At 68.2% G+C, this 14,355-nt stretch carries 16 protein-coding genes; 7 read left to right on the top strand and 9 right to left on the bottom strand.

Translation table 11 applies throughout. The annotated features are described in order from the left end of the window. Positions 1 to 42 precede the first annotated feature (42 nt). The 5 genes from BLR57_RS19630 (at position 43) to BLR57_RS19625 (ending at position 4,899) form a co-directional block, all read left to right on the top strand. The gene (locus BLR57_RS19630) at positions 43 to 1,401 is read left to right on the top strand and encodes a hypothetical protein (RefSeq protein WP_211603253.1); all 1,359 of its coding nucleotides are present in this window, start codon (positions 43 to 45) and stop codon (positions 1,399 to 1,401) included. A 107-nt stretch (positions 1,402 to 1,508) separates the two neighbouring features. After that, positions 1,509 to 2,270 (top strand): hypothetical protein, encoded by a 762-nt coding sequence (locus tag BLR57_RS12200; RefSeq protein WP_089697863.1) that lies wholly within the window; start codon positions 1,509 to 1,511, stop codon positions 2,268 to 2,270. 171 nt (positions 2,271 to 2,441) lie between these two features. Then, the gene (locus tag BLR57_RS12195; protein ID WP_089697860.1) at positions 2,442 to 3,026 is read left to right on the top strand and encodes a hypothetical protein; all 585 of its coding nucleotides are present in this window, start codon (positions 2,442 to 2,444) and stop codon (positions 3,024 to 3,026) included. Between the two features lie 255 nt (positions 3,027 to 3,281). After that, on the top strand, positions 3,282 to 4,319 hold the full coding sequence (locus BLR57_RS12185; RefSeq protein ID WP_089697857.1) for a signal peptidase I: 1,038 nt from the start codon (positions 3,282 to 3,284) through the stop codon (positions 4,317 to 4,319). After that, a complete protein-coding gene (locus BLR57_RS19625; RefSeq protein WP_211603250.1) occupies positions 4,306 to 4,899 on the top strand; it encodes a hypothetical protein in 594 nt (197 codons plus the stop codon). The genes BLR57_RS12185 and BLR57_RS19625 overlap by 14 nt, the downstream gene beginning before the upstream one ends. Positions 4,900 to 5,006: 107 nt before the next feature. Here BLR57_RS19625 and BLR57_RS12175 read toward each other — a convergent pair whose 3' ends face one another. From BLR57_RS12175 to BLR57_RS12155, 5 genes are all read right to left on the bottom strand, one after another. Continuing rightward, a complete protein-coding gene (locus BLR57_RS12175) occupies positions 5,007 to 5,360 on the bottom strand; it encodes a DUF5658 family protein (RefSeq protein WP_089697856.1) in 354 nt (117 codons plus the stop codon). 52 nt (positions 5,361 to 5,412) lie between these two features. Next, positions 5,413 to 5,877, bottom strand: a complete 465-nt coding sequence (locus BLR57_RS12170; protein WP_089697854.1) for a luciferase domain-containing protein — start codon at positions 5,875 to 5,877, stop codon at positions 5,413 to 5,415. A gap of 135 nt (positions 5,878 to 6,012) precedes the next feature. Then, the gene (locus BLR57_RS12165) at positions 6,013 to 7,269 is read right to left on the bottom strand and encodes an HAD family hydrolase (protein WP_089697852.1); all 1,257 of its coding nucleotides are present in this window, start codon (positions 7,267 to 7,269) and stop codon (positions 6,013 to 6,015) included. Positions 7,270 to 7,373: 104 nt separating this feature from the next. Continuing rightward, positions 7,374 to 8,462: a mandelate racemase/muconate lactonizing enzyme family protein gene (locus tag BLR57_RS12160; protein WP_089697850.1), complete on the bottom strand. Its 1,089-nt coding sequence runs from the start codon at positions 8,460 to 8,462 to the stop codon at positions 7,374 to 7,376. Between the two features lie 9 nt (positions 8,463 to 8,471). Next, positions 8,472 to 9,407, bottom strand: a complete 936-nt coding sequence (locus BLR57_RS12155; RefSeq protein ID WP_089697848.1) for a 1,4-dihydroxy-2-naphthoate polyprenyltransferase — start codon at positions 9,405 to 9,407, stop codon at positions 8,472 to 8,474. A gap of 114 nt (positions 9,408 to 9,521) precedes the next feature. On the opposite strand from BLR57_RS12155, the gene BLR57_RS12150 reads away from it, so the two are divergent. Beyond that, entirely contained in the window at positions 9,522 to 9,725 is a 204-nt protein-coding gene (locus tag BLR57_RS12150) for a DUF4177 domain-containing protein (RefSeq protein ID WP_089697846.1), read from the top strand. A gap of 202 nt (positions 9,726 to 9,927) precedes the next feature. On the opposite strand, the gene BLR57_RS12145 is transcribed toward BLR57_RS12150, so the two are convergent. The 4 genes from BLR57_RS12145 to menD all read right to left on the bottom strand — a co-directional run bounded on the left by BLR57_RS12145 (position 9,928) and on the right by menD (position 13,804). Next, a complete protein-coding gene (locus tag BLR57_RS12145) occupies positions 9,928 to 10,842 on the bottom strand; it encodes a 1,4-dihydroxy-2-naphthoyl-CoA synthase (RefSeq protein ID WP_089697845.1) in 915 nt (304 codons plus the stop codon). 52 nt (positions 10,843 to 10,894) lie between these two features. Next, the gene (locus BLR57_RS12140) at positions 10,895 to 11,377 is read right to left on the bottom strand and encodes a DUF8215 family protein (protein WP_089697843.1); all 483 of its coding nucleotides are present in this window, start codon (positions 11,375 to 11,377) and stop codon (positions 10,895 to 10,897) included. 82 nt (positions 11,378 to 11,459) lie between these two features. After that, positions 11,460 to 11,957: a hypothetical protein gene (locus BLR57_RS12135; RefSeq protein ID WP_089697842.1), complete on the bottom strand. Its 498-nt coding sequence runs from the start codon at positions 11,955 to 11,957 to the stop codon at positions 11,460 to 11,462. Between the two features lie 89 nt (positions 11,958 to 12,046). Then, the gene (menD, locus tag BLR57_RS12130; RefSeq protein WP_089697840.1) at positions 12,047 to 13,804 is read right to left on the bottom strand and encodes a 2-succinyl-5-enolpyruvyl-6-hydroxy-3-cyclohexene-1-carboxylic-acid synthase; all 1,758 of its coding nucleotides are present in this window, start codon (positions 13,802 to 13,804) and stop codon (positions 12,047 to 12,049) included. A 140-nt stretch (positions 13,805 to 13,944) separates the two neighbouring features. On the opposite strand from menD, the gene mce reads away from it, so the two are divergent. Continuing rightward, entirely contained in the window at positions 13,945 to 14,328 is a 384-nt protein-coding gene (gene mce, locus BLR57_RS12125; RefSeq protein ID WP_089697838.1) for a methylmalonyl-CoA epimerase, read from the top strand. The last annotated feature ends 27 nt before the right edge of the window (positions 14,329 to 14,355 follow it).

Here is a 14,355-nt window from a genome sequence, read left to right as displayed (position 1 = left end):
ACCGGTGTTCCGTGGTGGTTCGACTCCACCAGTGGGCCTCACATGAAGACAGACGACACGTTCGGACTCTCGCGCCGACGGCTCTTGGCCGGGCTGGCCACCGTCGGCACGGCCTCCTCTGCGACGGGCTTCGCCACGACTGCCCTCCTCTCGGACCGCGAGGAGTTCACCGACAACACGCTCGTTGGCGGCCGTCTGGACCTCGCTGTCGCCGTCCGGTCGGTCTACGACGGAGCAGGCGAGACGCCCGTCGTGGTCGAGGGCGTCGCCGACGGGTCCACCGCGGTCGCGCTCGAACTGACCGACGTGAAGCCGGGCGACTCGGGTCGGCTCCGCTTCGACCTCGACCTCACGGGCAACCCGGCGTATCTCTGGCTCTGCACCCGGCTCACCGCGAACGACGAGAACGGCCAGCCCGAACCGGAGCTGAACCACGCCGCCGACGACTCCACGGAGACCGGCGAACTCGCCGACGCGTTGCAGGCGACGCTCGGCTACTGCGACGCGGACGGCGAACTCCTCGCGACCATCGCCTCGGGGTCGCTCGCGGACGTGCTCGACGCTATCGCTGGCGGCCTGCCGCTCGACGGCACCGGCGACGAGACCGCCGTCGCGGGCGAGCAGGTCTGCTACGCTGGGTCGGACTACGAGGCTCCCGACGGCGTCGTCAACCCCGCGCTCTGTCTCGACTGGGAACTCCCCTTCGAGACGGGTAACGAGGTCCAGACCGACACCGTCGGCGTCGACGTCGCGTTCTCGGCGTTCCAGTGTCGCCACAACGACGGCACCCGGTCGCCCTGCGCGGGCGGCGGTGACACCGAGGAGCCGCCGGACGAACCGCCAGAGGAGCACGACGCCCCCGCCATCAGCTTCGTCGCCTTCGGCACCGACGAGGAGCTGTCGGGTGACGTCGCGTTCAGCAACGTCCAGTACAAGGAAGAGAACGAACCCATCGGCTTTGACTGGGCGAGCGACGACCCGGTCGACCGCATCGTCGTCAAGGGCGCGCAGTGCTGGCAGACGGTCGACCTCTCGCCGCCAGCGACCGCGGGCACCGTCGTCTTCGACGAGTGTGACCCCGTCGCTGACGGCCAGAGTGAGAACGCGCCGCTCGGCAACAGCGGTCTGTTCCAGTACGCGAAGTACAACTACAACGGCGATTTCGTCCCTGACGATTCCGAAGACAGCGACGATAGCGGGGACGGCGGCAGTGGCAGCAATGGTGGAAACAGCGGGAACAGCGGCAACGGCGGCAACGGAGGCAGTGGTGGAAGCGGTGGAAATGGTGGAAACGGCGGCAACGATAGCAATGGAGGTAACAGCGGAAACAGCGGCAACGGTGGGAACAACGGCAACAGTGGCAGTGGAGGAAGCAGCGGCGGATTCGGAGGGATTCGGTAGCGTCCGCCCGCACGACCAGCAGAATCCGACCTGCACCGGTGTCCCGGCGACGCTCCCGTCGCCACGGCGGTTCGACTCCGCCAGCAGGTTTCCCACACGGGAACGCCATGACCCACGACATCACCCCCTCCCGTCGACAGCTCCTGGCCGGACTCGGCGGCTTCAGCCTCTTGTACGGCGGGACGGCCGTCGGCCGAGCGACCTTCGGCTTCGAGCCGGTCGAACTCACGAGCCAGCAGACCCACCAGGTCGACGGCGGCCTCGACCTCCGGGTCGGCTGGCGCGAGACCTACAACGGCGCTGTCAGAGCCGAGACGACCGAGACGACCGGCGACGCGACCGACGGCCCGGTCGTCGCGCTCGACAATGCCCTGCCGGGGGACCACGGGTCGCTCACGGTGCTCGCCGAACTGGTCGGCGACACCGCGAGGACCGCTCGGCTCTCGCTCGCGCTCGACCTGACCGACACCGCCGAGAACGGCCGGACGGAACCCGAAGTGACCGCCGGCGACGACACGCCGGACGACGGCGAACTCGCCGAGTCCATCGACGTATCCCTCCGATACGACACCGGTATCCTCGGTGTCGACGCCGCCGGCGGGCAGAACGGCATCCACGACCTCACAGAACCGCTCGTCGCCCCCGACGCGGAGGGGACGCTCGCAGAAGTTGCCGCCGCCCTCGCCGACGGCGTCGCGCTCGCGCCGGACGCAGGCGACGGCCAGCCGTGTCTCGAAGCGGGCACGACGATCCCGCTGACGATGACCTGGGCTATCGACGAGGACGTGGGCAACGTCGTACAGGGTGACAGTGCGACGTTCAGTCTCGATGTCTTCGCCGAGGAGTGTCTGGCGGAGGACAACGCATGATTGCGCCGATACATTGGCCGATTGCGCGCTGTGAACGCGCGATTAGTTATCCCCGTTCCAGTGGTGGAGTGAACCGATGGAGACGGAGAGCGTGGCTTCGAACGGTGGACGCAACGGGCCGAGCGACGCCCCACACGGCGGACGCGACGGCCCCGACGGCGGAGGACAGCCGTGACTGACGGTTCCGCCGACGGGCTTTCACGCCGACGGCTTCTCGCCGGTCTCGGCGCGGTCGGCTGTCTCGGTCTCGGCGGCGGTGCTGGCGCGTACGGCACGCTGTTCGACAGCGAACGTCTGCCAGTGACGCTCGCCTCCGGCCAGTTCGACCTCCGGTTCGCGCTCTCTGCCGACGGGACGGCCGTCCCCGAACAGTCCGGCTCCTTCCCGTCGTCGTTCACCGACGGGCCGCTCGCGCTCGACGTGGGTGAGCTGGGCACTGGCGACGTTCGGAGCGTGACCGTCGCCCTCGCCGTCCCCGACATCCCCGCCGCGGGGACGCTGACGCTCGACGCACCGAAAGGCCCGATTGCGGACGACATCGACCTCCGCGTCGAGCCGTCGTCGGTCGGCGACTCGACGGTCGCCGCCGCGAGCGACTGGACGGCCCTCGCCGAGGTCGGCACGCTCCCGCTCTGGAGCGGCTGTCGAGCCGACGAGGTCGTCGCGCTGGAGCTCGCGCTCCGCGTCACCGACGACGGCCACGCGGGCGAGTCACCCGAAATCGCGGTCCACTTCCAAGCATCACAGTGTGAGTAACATGACCCGAACCCTTCCCCCGACCCCGAACCGCGACCCGAGCGACCGCCGCAGCCACGCGAGACACCGCTCCGCGGACGACGACTCGGCGACACTGTGTCGCTGTCCGCACCGCCCCGGTCTGTCTCGGACTCGCCATCACACCGACGGCTGTCGCCACCGAAACGCCCGAACCTCCCGAGACGAGCGAGACGAACAAGACGAACGAGATGTCCGAGACGTCCGAGACAACAGCGAGAGCGACGAGGTGTCGCGATGAACACCGGACGTCTCGCACGGATCCTCGGGTTGCTCATCCTCGTCGCCGCGGTCTCCCCGTTCGTCGTCTACGGCGTACCAGAGGTCGTCGGCGGCGAGCAGAGTTACGTCGTCCTGACGGGCAGTATGCAGCCGAACATCAACCCCGGCGACGCCGTCGTCGTCGAGTCGGTCGCACCCGCGGCCGTCGTCAGCGGCGACGTCATCACGTTCACGCGCGGCGGCGAGTCGGTGCCGACGACCCACCGCGTCACCGAGGTCGAAGAGACCGCAGACGGCGTCCGCTACTGGACGAAAGGCGACAACAACGAGGACCCCGACCCCCAGCCGGTGACGCCGGACCGGCTCGTCGGCCGCGTGATGCTGACCATCCCGTACATCGGCTACGCGGTCCAGTTCGTCAACACCGACGCGGGCTTCGCCGCGCTCGTCGTCGCACCCATCGCGCTGTTCGTCCTGAACGAGGTCTGGCTCGTCGCCACGAGCGTCCGCGGCCGGTCGTCCGGTGACGAGGCGGCCGGTGACGCCGACGGTGCGGAGACGCCCGTCGCCGAGCACACGGAACACACCGAGCACACTGCGCAGACCGACGTCACGCTCGCTGTCGCGTCCGACGCGGACGACACGGCCGCCGACCCGGTGGCGGCACCGAGTGCTCCCTCGACCGTCTCCGACGAAGCGGACGAAGTCGCCTCGGGATACAGCATCTCGCGGACGGACATCCGGCTCGCCATCGTCGCGCTCGCGGCCTTTACCGCGTACAGCGTCTGGGTCGCGACCCAGCTGACCGAGGGCTGGTCCGTCGCCGTCGTCGCCGGGACCGGCGCGTCGACACTCCTGCTCTGTGGACTCTACTACGCGGCCGGGCCGGCCGGGAGTACCGAGCCGACGTCGTCGACGAGAGAGACCCCACCCGAGCCGTCGGGGGGCGGCCAGGGTCTCACCGACGGCGGGACCGACCCAGCCGAGTCTGCGGACGTCGCGCACGTCGCCGACACCGAGGACTTCTGGGAGGAGGACGATGCGGACGCCTGACCGGCGACTGTCGTCGCTGGCACTGGTCGGTCTCGTGTTCTTCACGACGCTATCGGGGGGGTTCACCGCCGCCGCGCTCTTCGACGTGGAGACGGCCGAGGTCTCGTTGACCGTCGCGGGCAACGACGCCCCGTCGACTGCCAGCGGACTGGCGGCCTCGTCGGCGGGTGGTCCCGCGCCGAGTTCGGCGGACGAGTCACCCGACGGGCCGACAGACTCCGACGGCGAGCCGACTCAGGACGCGAAGAACGAGTCGTCTCCGTCCGAGTCGACGGCGACGCCGGAACCAACGACCACGACGCCTGAGGCGACGGCGACGCCAGAGTCGACAGCAACGCCAGAGGCGACGACGACGCCGGAATCAACCACCACGACACCAGAATCGACGACGACGCCCGAGACGACGGCGACCCCGGAACCGACGACCACGACGCCTGAGGCGACGGCTACGCCAGAACCGAAGGCCACGCCGGAGTCGACCACGACACCAGAGTCGACGGCAACGCCAGAGGCAACGGCGACGCCCGAACCGACGGCCACGCCAGAACCGACGGCGACACCGGAACCGAATAGCGGCTAACGGCATCGGCTGCTCGGCTCCTGTAGAATTCACGTTTCCTTTTATCCTGTTCCAGGTGCACCGCTCTACTCTCTTATTCAATCCATGGAGAAGGGAGCGACGTCGGCTCAGCCCAACAGCAGCCGGACGTTGTAGACCGTCACGAACGCCCCGAGGAGCGTCAGTACGACGGGTGGCAGGTAGTACCAGCGTCTACTGCCGTCGTGAGCGGCGTCGAGGCTGACGACGAGACAGACGAAGAAGGCGGTCAGTTTCAGGCCGACGAGACCGGCCTGTCCGAAGGCGTCCACGGCGGCCGAGACGACGGCGTTGCCCTCGGAGATGGCCGGGACGAAGTAGATGAGTGCGATGGTGGTCACCGTGTCGCCGACGCCGTACGTGGTCGTCGCGAGAATCCAGAGCGCGACGAACTCGTCCCTGTCGAACGGCGTTTCCGACAGCGAGAGCCACCTGTGAGTCACGACCGGTCTCTGAGATGGCAGCCATAATGAGTCTGTGGGTCCCCTGTCGCCGTCAGGCCGACTGCGCGGCGTCCAGCGACTCCTCGGCGGCCGGACCCGGCCGCGTCACGAGCAGTCGGAGCGGGGTCGAGAGACCGAGCCGCTCGATCTCCGGCGTGAGGTCGACGTCGGGCGCGACCGTGCGTACCCGTTCGGGCGGGAGACCGTAGAGCTGACAGACGTAGGCGAGTCGGAGCAGCCAGTAGACGTCGCGGACGTCTTCGGGTGCGCGGAGCCACGCCGAGACCCACCCCGAGTCCGGGTCGCGGTGGTGACGGTCGGCGCGACCCTCGGTCAGGAGTTGGTCGCGGACCCCGCGGCTGAACGCGAGATCGACGAGGCCGGTATCGTAGACGTGGCCGACGAGACCGTCGGCGACGTAGAGTTCGATTCCGCCGTCGGGACAGGCGGCGAGGGTGACGCCCGGCCAGCCGGTGACGCGGTCGAGAACGTGCTCGGTGTATGGTGATGTGGTCATCTGAGTCCTCCCCTCCCCCGTATCGTTACCAGTAGTACGCGTGGGAAGAACATAACCGTGCTGTGTGTTATCGCGACACGCAACCGTCACGACTAGCGCGGCGCAGTGAGATTCCAACGACGGGCTCGCGGCCGCCTATCCGAGCTTTGCCAGCAGATTGAGAACGTAGACCGTCCGGAGCATCTCCGCGGACTTCCCGCGGTCGAAGACCAGTTCGTCCGTGTTCATCACGTGGTCGAGCACGTCCCGCGAGGCGTGGTCGGGGGCGGCACCGATACCGTAGTCGTTCTCCTCGACCCACTGCATCACGCGCAGGTCGGACTTACTGTCGCCCATGACCGTCACGAAGGGGTCGTCGATGTCGAGAACGTCCAGGGCCGCCTCGACGCCAGCGACCTTGTTGAGTTCGAGCGAGCCGATCTCGGCCGCGTCGGCGTGGTAGTAGGCGACGTCGATGCGCTCGAAGAGATCCCGAACCGACTCGGGGACGTCGTCGACCGCGGCCCCCGAGACCTCCCCCTCGGACTCCAGCACCTCGCGGATCTCCGGGTCGGCGTCGGCGTAGTAGGCACGTGCCCACTCGCGGGCGTCGTCGACGTCGACGTCACCGTTCGCTTCCTCCACGCCGGCGATTGCCTCCGCCAGGAGGTCGATGAGGTAGACCAGCCCCTCGTCGATGACCGTCTCGGCCTTCGAGGAGCCGATGTCGAAGTTGGGCTTCAGGGTGATGTTGAACTCGTTGCCCTGCAGGTGGACGCCGCGGCGGAGGTCGGCGGGGGCGTCGGGCAGCACACGCGAGCGGATCTCGTCGAAGACGGCGCGGATCTCCTCGTCGAGGTCTTCGTAGAGCAACTGTTTTGTCTGCGAGCCATGGCCCGGCGTGAAGACGCCCGTGCCGGCCTCGTAGACGATACTCACGTCGCCCGAGTGGACGAGTTCGTTGCCGAGTCCCTGGATGGCGAAGCCCTTGACGTTCTCCAGGGTCTGGCCGGTACAGATGACGATGGGGACGCCGCGCTCGTGGAACTCCGTCAGGACGTGTAGCGTGTCGCGCGGAATTTCGTTGTCCGTCTTCCCCGCAGAGCGCAGGGTCTCGTCGACGTCGAGGACGAGGGCGTTGACCGCGCGGCCGTACTTCGAGTAGAGGTCCTGTGCGGCGAACGCCTGTTCGCGCGTGGCGCGGGCGGCGACCTCGGCGAAGGTGCCGCCGGTCGCGAAGCCGTCGCGAATCTCGTCCTTTCGGCGTTCGAGTTCGTCGCTCGCCTCCTGCCAGTGGTCGAGGGCGACGCGCGAATCCACAGGGGGAAAGACGTCGACGAAGTCCTGATACTCCCGAAGCGTGTCGGTGTCGAACTCGTCGTACAGTCGATAGAGAAGGTCGTACCGCTCCATGCACGGACTCCGCGCGGGAGGCTGATAAACGCGGCGAGACGCGCAATCCGTGTGACGGCTCGCTGGTCTCACCCTCGTCGTCGGGTCTCGCTCCCGCGAATCGCTCACTCCACGTCGAGCAGCTCGTCGAAGGCGTCGCCGGCCAGCCCCGGTCCCTCGGGAACTGCCACCGCGCCGTCGACGACGGGACAGGGGTCGGCCGCGACGTCGTCGCTCAAGTAGTCTCCTGTCGCCAGCCCGCAGGCCGGTATCTCGGGGATCGCCGCGGCGACGTGGACCGCGGCGGTCCGGGCGACGACGGCGTCGATGGTCGTGGTGACGACGGGCGTGACGCCCTGCGAGCGGACGTGCCGGCCCACCGAGACCGTCGCCCGCGGGCCGCCCTGCGCCATCGGTTTGAGGACGACGACGTCGGCGTAGGCGGCGACCCCGCGGGACAGTCCGTCCGCGCCGTTGACCGACTCGTCGAGCGCGATGTCGACGCCGCGGCCGCGGAGGTCGCTGTGCCCCGCGAGGTCGTCGGCCGCGAGCGGCTGTTCGACGTAGGCGAAGTCCAACTCGGCGAGGACGCCGACCGCGCGGTTCGCTTCCGCACGAGACCACGCGCCGTTCACGTCGGCTCGGAGCGTCACGTCGTCGCCGACGGCGTCGCGGACCGCGCGCAGTCGCTCGAGGTCCGTCTCGAGGTCGCGCGCGCCGACCTTCAGCTTCAGGCAGTCGAAGCCGTCGGCGACGGCAGTCTCCGCGGCGTCGACCGTCTCTTCGACGGAGCCGTCGCCGACGGTTCCGTTGACCGGGACCGTCTCGGCCACACCGTCGGTCGCGGCCGCCGAGGTGAGATGCTCGGCCAGCGAGACGCCTTTCGTCCGCGCCGTCGCGTCGGCCGCCGCGAGAGTGACGCCGTGGCGGGCGGCCGGGCCGAGACCGTCGAGGAGGCCGCCGTCGCCGTCGACTGATTGGTCTTCCTCACCACTCTCCGCGGTCAACCCCCGAAGCGACGAGATACATTCGTCGTAGGACTCGGTCCACGGCGTGAGCGGGGCGGCCTCGCCGATGCCCCGAATCCGGGTCCCGTCCGGCCCGTAGCGGTCGACGCCGACGAGGACGCCGCGGCGTTCGGTGATCGTTTCCTTCGCTGTGCCGAGCGGCGTCTCGAGGTCGAGTGCGAACTCGCGGAGTGTGAAATCTGTCATGGTATCATCTCAGAGTGCCATCCCCACTGCGAAGAGCAGTGCGTAGAGGGCGAGCAGCTGGCCGGTCCGTTCGAGTGCGGGGTTCAGTGCCTCGCCGTCGGTCCGGGTCAACATGGTCTTCGTTACCTGTCCCGCGAGCGGAAGCGAGAGCAACGGGAGGAGGACCGTCCAGTCGAACTGGCCGCCGGCCCAGAAGTACAGCGGGACGGCGTACGCGAGAAGCAGGAGACCGACGAACTGGACGCGGCTGAAGCCGTAGCCGAAGCGAACCGCGAGGGTCCGTTTGCCCGTCTTCGTGTCTTCCTCCTTGTCGCGGACGTTGTTGACGACGAGGATGTCCGTCGAGATGGCGGCGACGGGGAGGCTGGCGACGACCGCAGCGAGCGGCAGGGTGCCCGGCGGGATGCCCACGGGGAACGGCGCGGCCAGCACCGACGCGGCCTGCACGTAGAACGTCCCCGTCACGGCGATGACGCCGAAGAAGAGGAAGACGAAGACGTCGCCGAGGCCGTGGTAGCCGAGCGGATACGGGCCGCCGGTGTAGGCGATGCCGCTGGCGACGGAGAGCAGGCCGATGACGAGGATGGGAACGCCGCCGACGTAGACCAGATAGCTCCCGACGACGATGGCCGCGAGGAACGTCAGATACATCGCGCGTTTGACCTCGCTCGCGTCGATGAGGCCCGAGGAGGTGACGCGGGTGAAGCCCTGTCGGTCCTCGGTGTCTGCGCCCTGTACGGCGTCGTAGTAGTCGTTCGCGAAGTTCGTCCCGACCTGAATCAACGCCGCGCCGACGAACGCCGCCAGTGCCGGGAGCGCGGCGAACACGCCGTCGTGGAGTGCCAGCCCGACGCCGACGAGGACGGGCGCGGCGGCCGCTGGCAACGTCTGCGGCCGGGCGGCCATCACCCACGCCTTCGTCCGGGAGATGTCCTGCGTACTCATTACCTACGAGTCAGAGCGGCTTCGGTGTCAAGGTTCGGTTCTCGGCTGCCGTCGGTGTCGCGTCGGCACGCGACCGCCACAAGACATACACGACAACCGTCTGACCACTGTCGTATGCAACAGTGGGAATACAAAATCGTCGAACTCGAAGACGGCGGGTTCATCGGCGACGGCGAGGAGGCCTCCGAGGAGACGCTGAACCGACTCGGCGAGCAGGGATGGGAGTTAGTGGAGTCGCTGGTCGGCTCACACACGAAACTGGGTTCGGGCGTACAGACCCGGACCAGCGGCCTCGTATTCAAGCGACCGAAGAAGTGAGCGGTCTGCGGTAAACCCTCCAGCGCGCTGTACCGCGCCGAGCGTAGCGAGGCGCGGAGCGGTCTTTTTCATCGACGTTTTTCAAGGAGCGGTGCCCGCAGCGTGCCGCAGGCACGCGAGGACACCCGACGTCTCCAAAAATCGGAGATTTTTGAGAAGCGCGGACGGCTTGCCGTCCGCTATCTCAGAAAAAGGTCGTCGGTTAGTAGTGCCAAGGGAACTCTCTGAACTCGGGTTCGCGCTTCTCCAAGAACGCGTCGCGGCCCTCCTGCGCTTCCTCGGTCATGTAGCCGAGTCGCGTCGCCTCGCCGGCGAACACCTGCTGGCCGACCATCCCGTCGTCGATGGAGTTGAAGGCGAACTTGAGCATCCGCATCGCCATCGGCGACTTCTTGGTCATCTCGTCGGCCCACTCCAGCGCGACGTCTTCTAACTCTTCGTGCGGAATCGCCTCGTTGGCCATCCCCATGTCGACCGCCTCTTCGGCCGAGTAGGTCTTGCCACGGAAGAAGACTTCTCTGGCTTTCTTCTGGCCGATCTGGCGGGCCAGATAGGCAGAGCCGAAGCCGCCGTCGAAGGAGGCCACGTCGGGGTCGGTCTGGAGGAACTTCGCGTGCTCCTCGGAGGCGAGCGTGAGGTCGCAGACGACGTGTAGCGAGTGGCCGCCGCCGACGGCCCAGCCGGGGACGACGGCGACGACGGGTTTCGGCATGAAGCGAATCAGCCGCTGGACTTCGAGGATGTGTAGGCGGCCGGCCTTGGCCTCCCGAACCGCGGGGTCGTCGTCGACGCCAGCCTCGTCGTCGTCGCGGTACTCGTAGCCCGAGCCGCCGCGGACGGACTGGTCGCCGCCCGAGCAGAAGGCCCAGCCGCCGTCTTTCGGCGAGGGACCGTTGCCGGTCAGGAGCACGCAGCCGACGTTGGCCTGTTTGCGGGCGTGGTCGAGGGCGGTGTAGAGTTCGTCGACCGTGCCGGGGCGGAACGCGTTGCGCAGCTCGGGGCGGTCGAACGCGATGCGGACGGCGGGGACGTCGACGCCGCGGTGGTAGGTGAGGTCGTCGAAGTCGAACCCGTCGACCGTCTCCCAACGGTCGGGGTCGAAGATGTCCGAAACCATGCTCCAAGGCGGGGTCGGAGCGCGCAAAAAGATTCCCGTCGGGGCGTTCCGGTCACTCCGTCCCGTGCAGCCCCAGCGCGACGGTCAGATACGGGAAGGCGACGACGAGGGCGGCCAGCAGGACGACGGCGACGAGACTCGGGGCGACGAGCGGGCCGCTCGCCCACGAGATATCGACGACCGGCTCGGTGAACGCCACTTCGCTAATCCAGAGGGTGGCGGCGAATGCGACGTTGTAGACGACGAGCCGAAGCAGTCCCAAGAGCGGCGTCACCTTCGGCCACGGCGGGCCGAGGGGCCGCTGTCGCTGGAGACCGACGCCGAGTACCATCGTCACCAGTGCCGCGACGGCGACGAACGTCAGTTCGGCGTCGCCGGCGAGCATCACCACGGCGAGGACCGGGGCGGTGAAGACGAACACCTCCGAGGCGGCGTCGAAGAGATGTTCGAGCCACGTTCCGAGCGCGTCGTTCTCCTCGCGCGGCCGGAGCTGTCGCTGCTCGGTCGACAGGTCGGTTCCGCGGTTCGGCGGCATGGCAGGGCCTTGTGCCGTCTCGGTATTAAACGCTCGTTCGTCGCCTGCGCCTCACTCGTCTCTCGGTCGTCGCCAGCGACGGCTAGTTTGCGGCCACGAGCGGGCCACCGGGACTCGTCAGCCACGCGGCCAGCCAGAGGAGACTGACCGCGATGAGACCGATCAGGAGTTGGCCGACGATGAGCAACGCGTAGGCCATGACGAGAAGCGAGAGCACCGAGACGGCGATTTTGCGGTTGCGACTGAGCGAGGGTGAGTAGCTCGACTGTGCAATCGCCGCGTGGAGGAAGGCGACGCCGAACGCGAGGACGCCGACGAAGACGCCGACCCAGATGGTCTGCCCGAAGACGACGCCGTAGGCCAAGGCGACGAGCGTCACGACGCTTGCGACAGCCTCCCGGCGGCGGCCGAGCGTGGGAATCGCGTCCGACTTCCCGGCGTGGCCGAGCAGCCAGCCGACGAGGAAGACGAGCGTCGCACCGACGACCCCAAGCAGGATGTTGCCAGCGATGAGGACGGCGTACGCGAGGACGAGAAGGACCGCGAGCCCGGTCGGGATTTTCCAGTCGATGGAGGACATGGCCGAAGTCTCGGACAGCGGCGTGAAAAGCTGTTCGACGGCCGACAGTCTTCTCGTTGGTGTCGTCGATGGGTCGACGGGCCGGAGCGTTACTCGCTCAGCGCGTCGACGACCTGCTCCTGTAGCGACTCGCGCACCCGGTGGCTCGACTCGGCGTCCGTCTCGACCTCGATGACGTGCGTTCTCGGCGTCGTCACGGCCTCGGCGTAGGTCTCGCGGAAGCCGTCGACGTCGACGCGGGCAAATTCCATGCCGAAGAGGTCGCCCGTCGACTCGAAGTCCAGCCCGTGCGGCGTCTTGAACTGGCCCGTGAAGGGCGGGTCGTAGTCCTCGATGGGCAGCATATGGAAGATGCCGCCACCGTCGTTGTTGACGACGACGATAGTCGCATCGACGTCGCAGCGGCCGACCGCCAGTAGGCCGGAGAGGTCGTGGTAGTAGGCGATGTCGCCCGTGACGAGCGTCAGGTCGTCCGTCGTCGCGCTGCCCGCGCCGAGTGCCGTCGACGTGATGCCGTCGATGCCGCTCGCGCCGCGGTTGCCGAGGACCGTTAGGTTCCGTGCCGCGGGACGGCCGAAGCGGTCTATGTCGCGGACGGGCATACTGTTGGAGACGAAGACCGTCGAGGGTTCGGGCGCGACGTCGGCGACGTCGGCCAGAATCCGCCCCTCGAAAGTCTCGCCGTCGTCGACCGCGCTGTCGACGGCCGACCAATGGGTCTCCTCGGCTGCTTTCCAGCGTTCGGTCCACGAGGGGTCGCGGGGGGCGCGGACGATCTGTGAGAGCCGCCACGCGAGTTGGCTGGGGTCGGCGACGACGAGGTCGGTCGCGGCGTACTCGGCCTCGCGCCACTCGCCCGCCGGGTCGACGACGAGCTGTCGGGCGTCGGTTCGGGCGAGATACTTTCTGAGGGGTTTCGACGTCGGCGACGCGCCGAACCGGAAGACGATTTTGGGGTCCGGCCAGTCTTCCGTCACCTGCTCGTCGAGATAGGCGTCGTAGCCGCCGAGGACCGTCGTCACGCGGGTGTGGCCGCCGAAGCGCAGGCCAGAGAGCGGGTCGGCGACGACGGGGAAGTCCGTCGCGTGCGCGAGAGCGGCGACGGCCTCGTGGTCGACGCCGGGCGCGTCGGCGGGTCCGGCGACGATGAGGCCGCGTTCGACTTCGAGGTCCTGTGCCAGTTGCCTGAGTTGGTCGTCGTCGAGTTCGGGGACGCCCGCGGTGGTGTCGACGTACGCGCCACCCTCCTCGCGGCCGAGGGCGGCCTCGGTGTCGAGGTCCGCGGGGACGTCGTCCGCGACGGGCGTCGGCTCCAGCGGCTTGCGGAACGGGAAGTTGAGATGGACCGGTCCCGAGGGCGTGCCCGTCGCCTCCGACAGCGCGCGGGTGGCCGTCGTCCGCAGCATCCGCAGCTTTCTGTCCGTCGCCTCCGGCTCGGGCATATCCTTGTACCACCTGACCGAATCGCCGTAGAGCTTCTCTTGGTCGATTGTCTGGTTCGCTCCAGAGTCCCGAAGCTCCGGCGGCCGGTCGGCCGTGAGGAGTAGGAGCGGGACGCGCGACTGGAACGCCTCGATGACCGCGGGATGGAAGTTCGCCGCGGCCGTCCCCGACGTGCAGACCAGCGGCGTCACCTCGCCCGTCCGACGGGCGCGGCCCAACGCGAAGAAGGCCGAGGCGCGTTCGTCGAGATGCGAGAAGACGTGGATGTCGTCGTGTTCGTCGAACGCCGTCGTCAGCGGCGTCGAGCGACTCCCCGGCGTGATACAGACGGCCGAGACGCCCGCCTCCGCCAACTCGTCGACGAAGGTGCGGGCCCACAGGACGTTACGGTTCGGCGCGCTCATTGGTGGCCGTTGGACGTGGTGGAAGAATACTCCTGTGGGTTCGGCTCGTCGCGGTGACGCTCGGTTGTTCTCCGACTCCTCGTCGGCTAGCGCCACGGCCGTCGAGCACGTTTATACGACTCACCCGCGTCACCTCGGCCATGCAGTTCGACCACGCCGGTATCGCGACCGACGACGCCGAATCGCTCGCCGACCTCTTCTCGGATCTCTTCGACGCGCCCGTCGCCCACGAGGAACGGTTCGACGGCATGACCGTCGTCTTCCTCGAACTCGACGACGGCTACTTCGAACTCTTGGAGCCCCACGATGACGGTGCCATCGGCCGCTATCTCGACAAGCGCGGGCCGGGCATCCACCATCTCGCGCTCGCCACCGACGACATCCAGGCGGCACTCGCGACGGCGCGAGAGTACGGCGTCGAACTCATCGACGAGGAACCTCGGCCGGGCGCGTGGGGACACCAGGTCGCGTTTTTGCATCCCAAGTCGACCGGCGGCGTCCTCGTCGAGTTCGTTCAGCACTGAGTCCGAGTCACTCCAGACCACTCTGCA

Source organism: Halogranum gelatinilyticum (assembly GCF_900103715.1).
GTDB classification, from domain to species: Archaea; Halobacteriota; Halobacteria; order Halobacteriales; family Haloferacaceae; genus Halogranum; species Halogranum gelatinilyticum.
The sequence above is the reverse complement of the archived record's forward strand: the minus strand, read 5'-3'. Positions and strand labels throughout refer to the sequence as shown.

Excerpts from the sequence above, each read along its gene's own strand:
- BLR57_RS19630 (WP_211603253.1), top strand. The coding sequence starts at position 43 with ATGAAGACAGACGACACGTTCGGACTCTCGCGCCGACGGCTCTTGGCC.
- BLR57_RS12200 (WP_089697863.1), top strand. The coding sequence starts at position 1,509 with ATGACCCACGACATCACCCCCTCCCGTCGACAGCTCCTGGCCGGACTC.
- BLR57_RS12185 (WP_089697857.1), top strand. The coding sequence starts at position 3,282 with ATGAACACCGGACGTCTCGCACGGATCCTCGGGTTGCTCATCCTCGTC.
- BLR57_RS19625 (WP_211603250.1), top strand. The coding sequence starts at position 4,306 with ATGCGGACGCCTGACCGGCGACTGTCGTCGCTGGCACTGGTCGGTCTC.
- BLR57_RS12170 (WP_089697854.1), bottom strand. The coding sequence starts at position 5,877 with ATGACCACATCACCATACACCGAGCACGTTCTCGACCGCGTCACCGGC.
- BLR57_RS12165 (WP_089697852.1), bottom strand. The coding sequence starts at position 7,269 with ATGGAGCGGTACGACCTTCTCTATCGACTGTACGACGAGTTCGACACC.
- BLR57_RS12160 (WP_089697850.1), bottom strand. The coding sequence starts at position 8,462 with ATGACAGATTTCACACTCCGCGAGTTCGCACTCGACCTCGAGACGCCG.
- BLR57_RS12155 (WP_089697848.1), bottom strand. The coding sequence starts at position 9,407 with ATGAGTACGCAGGACATCTCCCGGACGAAGGCGTGGGTGATGGCCGCC.
- BLR57_RS12150 (WP_089697846.1), top strand. The coding sequence starts at position 9,522 with ATGCAACAGTGGGAATACAAAATCGTCGAACTCGAAGACGGCGGGTTC.
- BLR57_RS12145 (WP_089697845.1), bottom strand. The coding sequence starts at position 10,842 with ATGGTTTCGGACATCTTCGACCCCGACCGTTGGGAGACGGTCGACGGG.
- BLR57_RS12140 (WP_089697843.1), bottom strand. The coding sequence starts at position 11,377 with ATGCCGCCGAACCGCGGAACCGACCTGTCGACCGAGCAGCGACAGCTC.
- BLR57_RS12135 (WP_089697842.1), bottom strand. The coding sequence starts at position 11,957 with ATGTCCTCCATCGACTGGAAAATCCCGACCGGGCTCGCGGTCCTTCTC.
- menD (WP_089697840.1), bottom strand. The coding sequence starts at position 13,804 with ATGAGCGCGCCGAACCGTAACGTCCTGTGGGCCCGCACCTTCGTCGAC.
- mce (WP_089697838.1), top strand. The coding sequence starts at position 13,945 with ATGCAGTTCGACCACGCCGGTATCGCGACCGACGACGCCGAATCGCTC.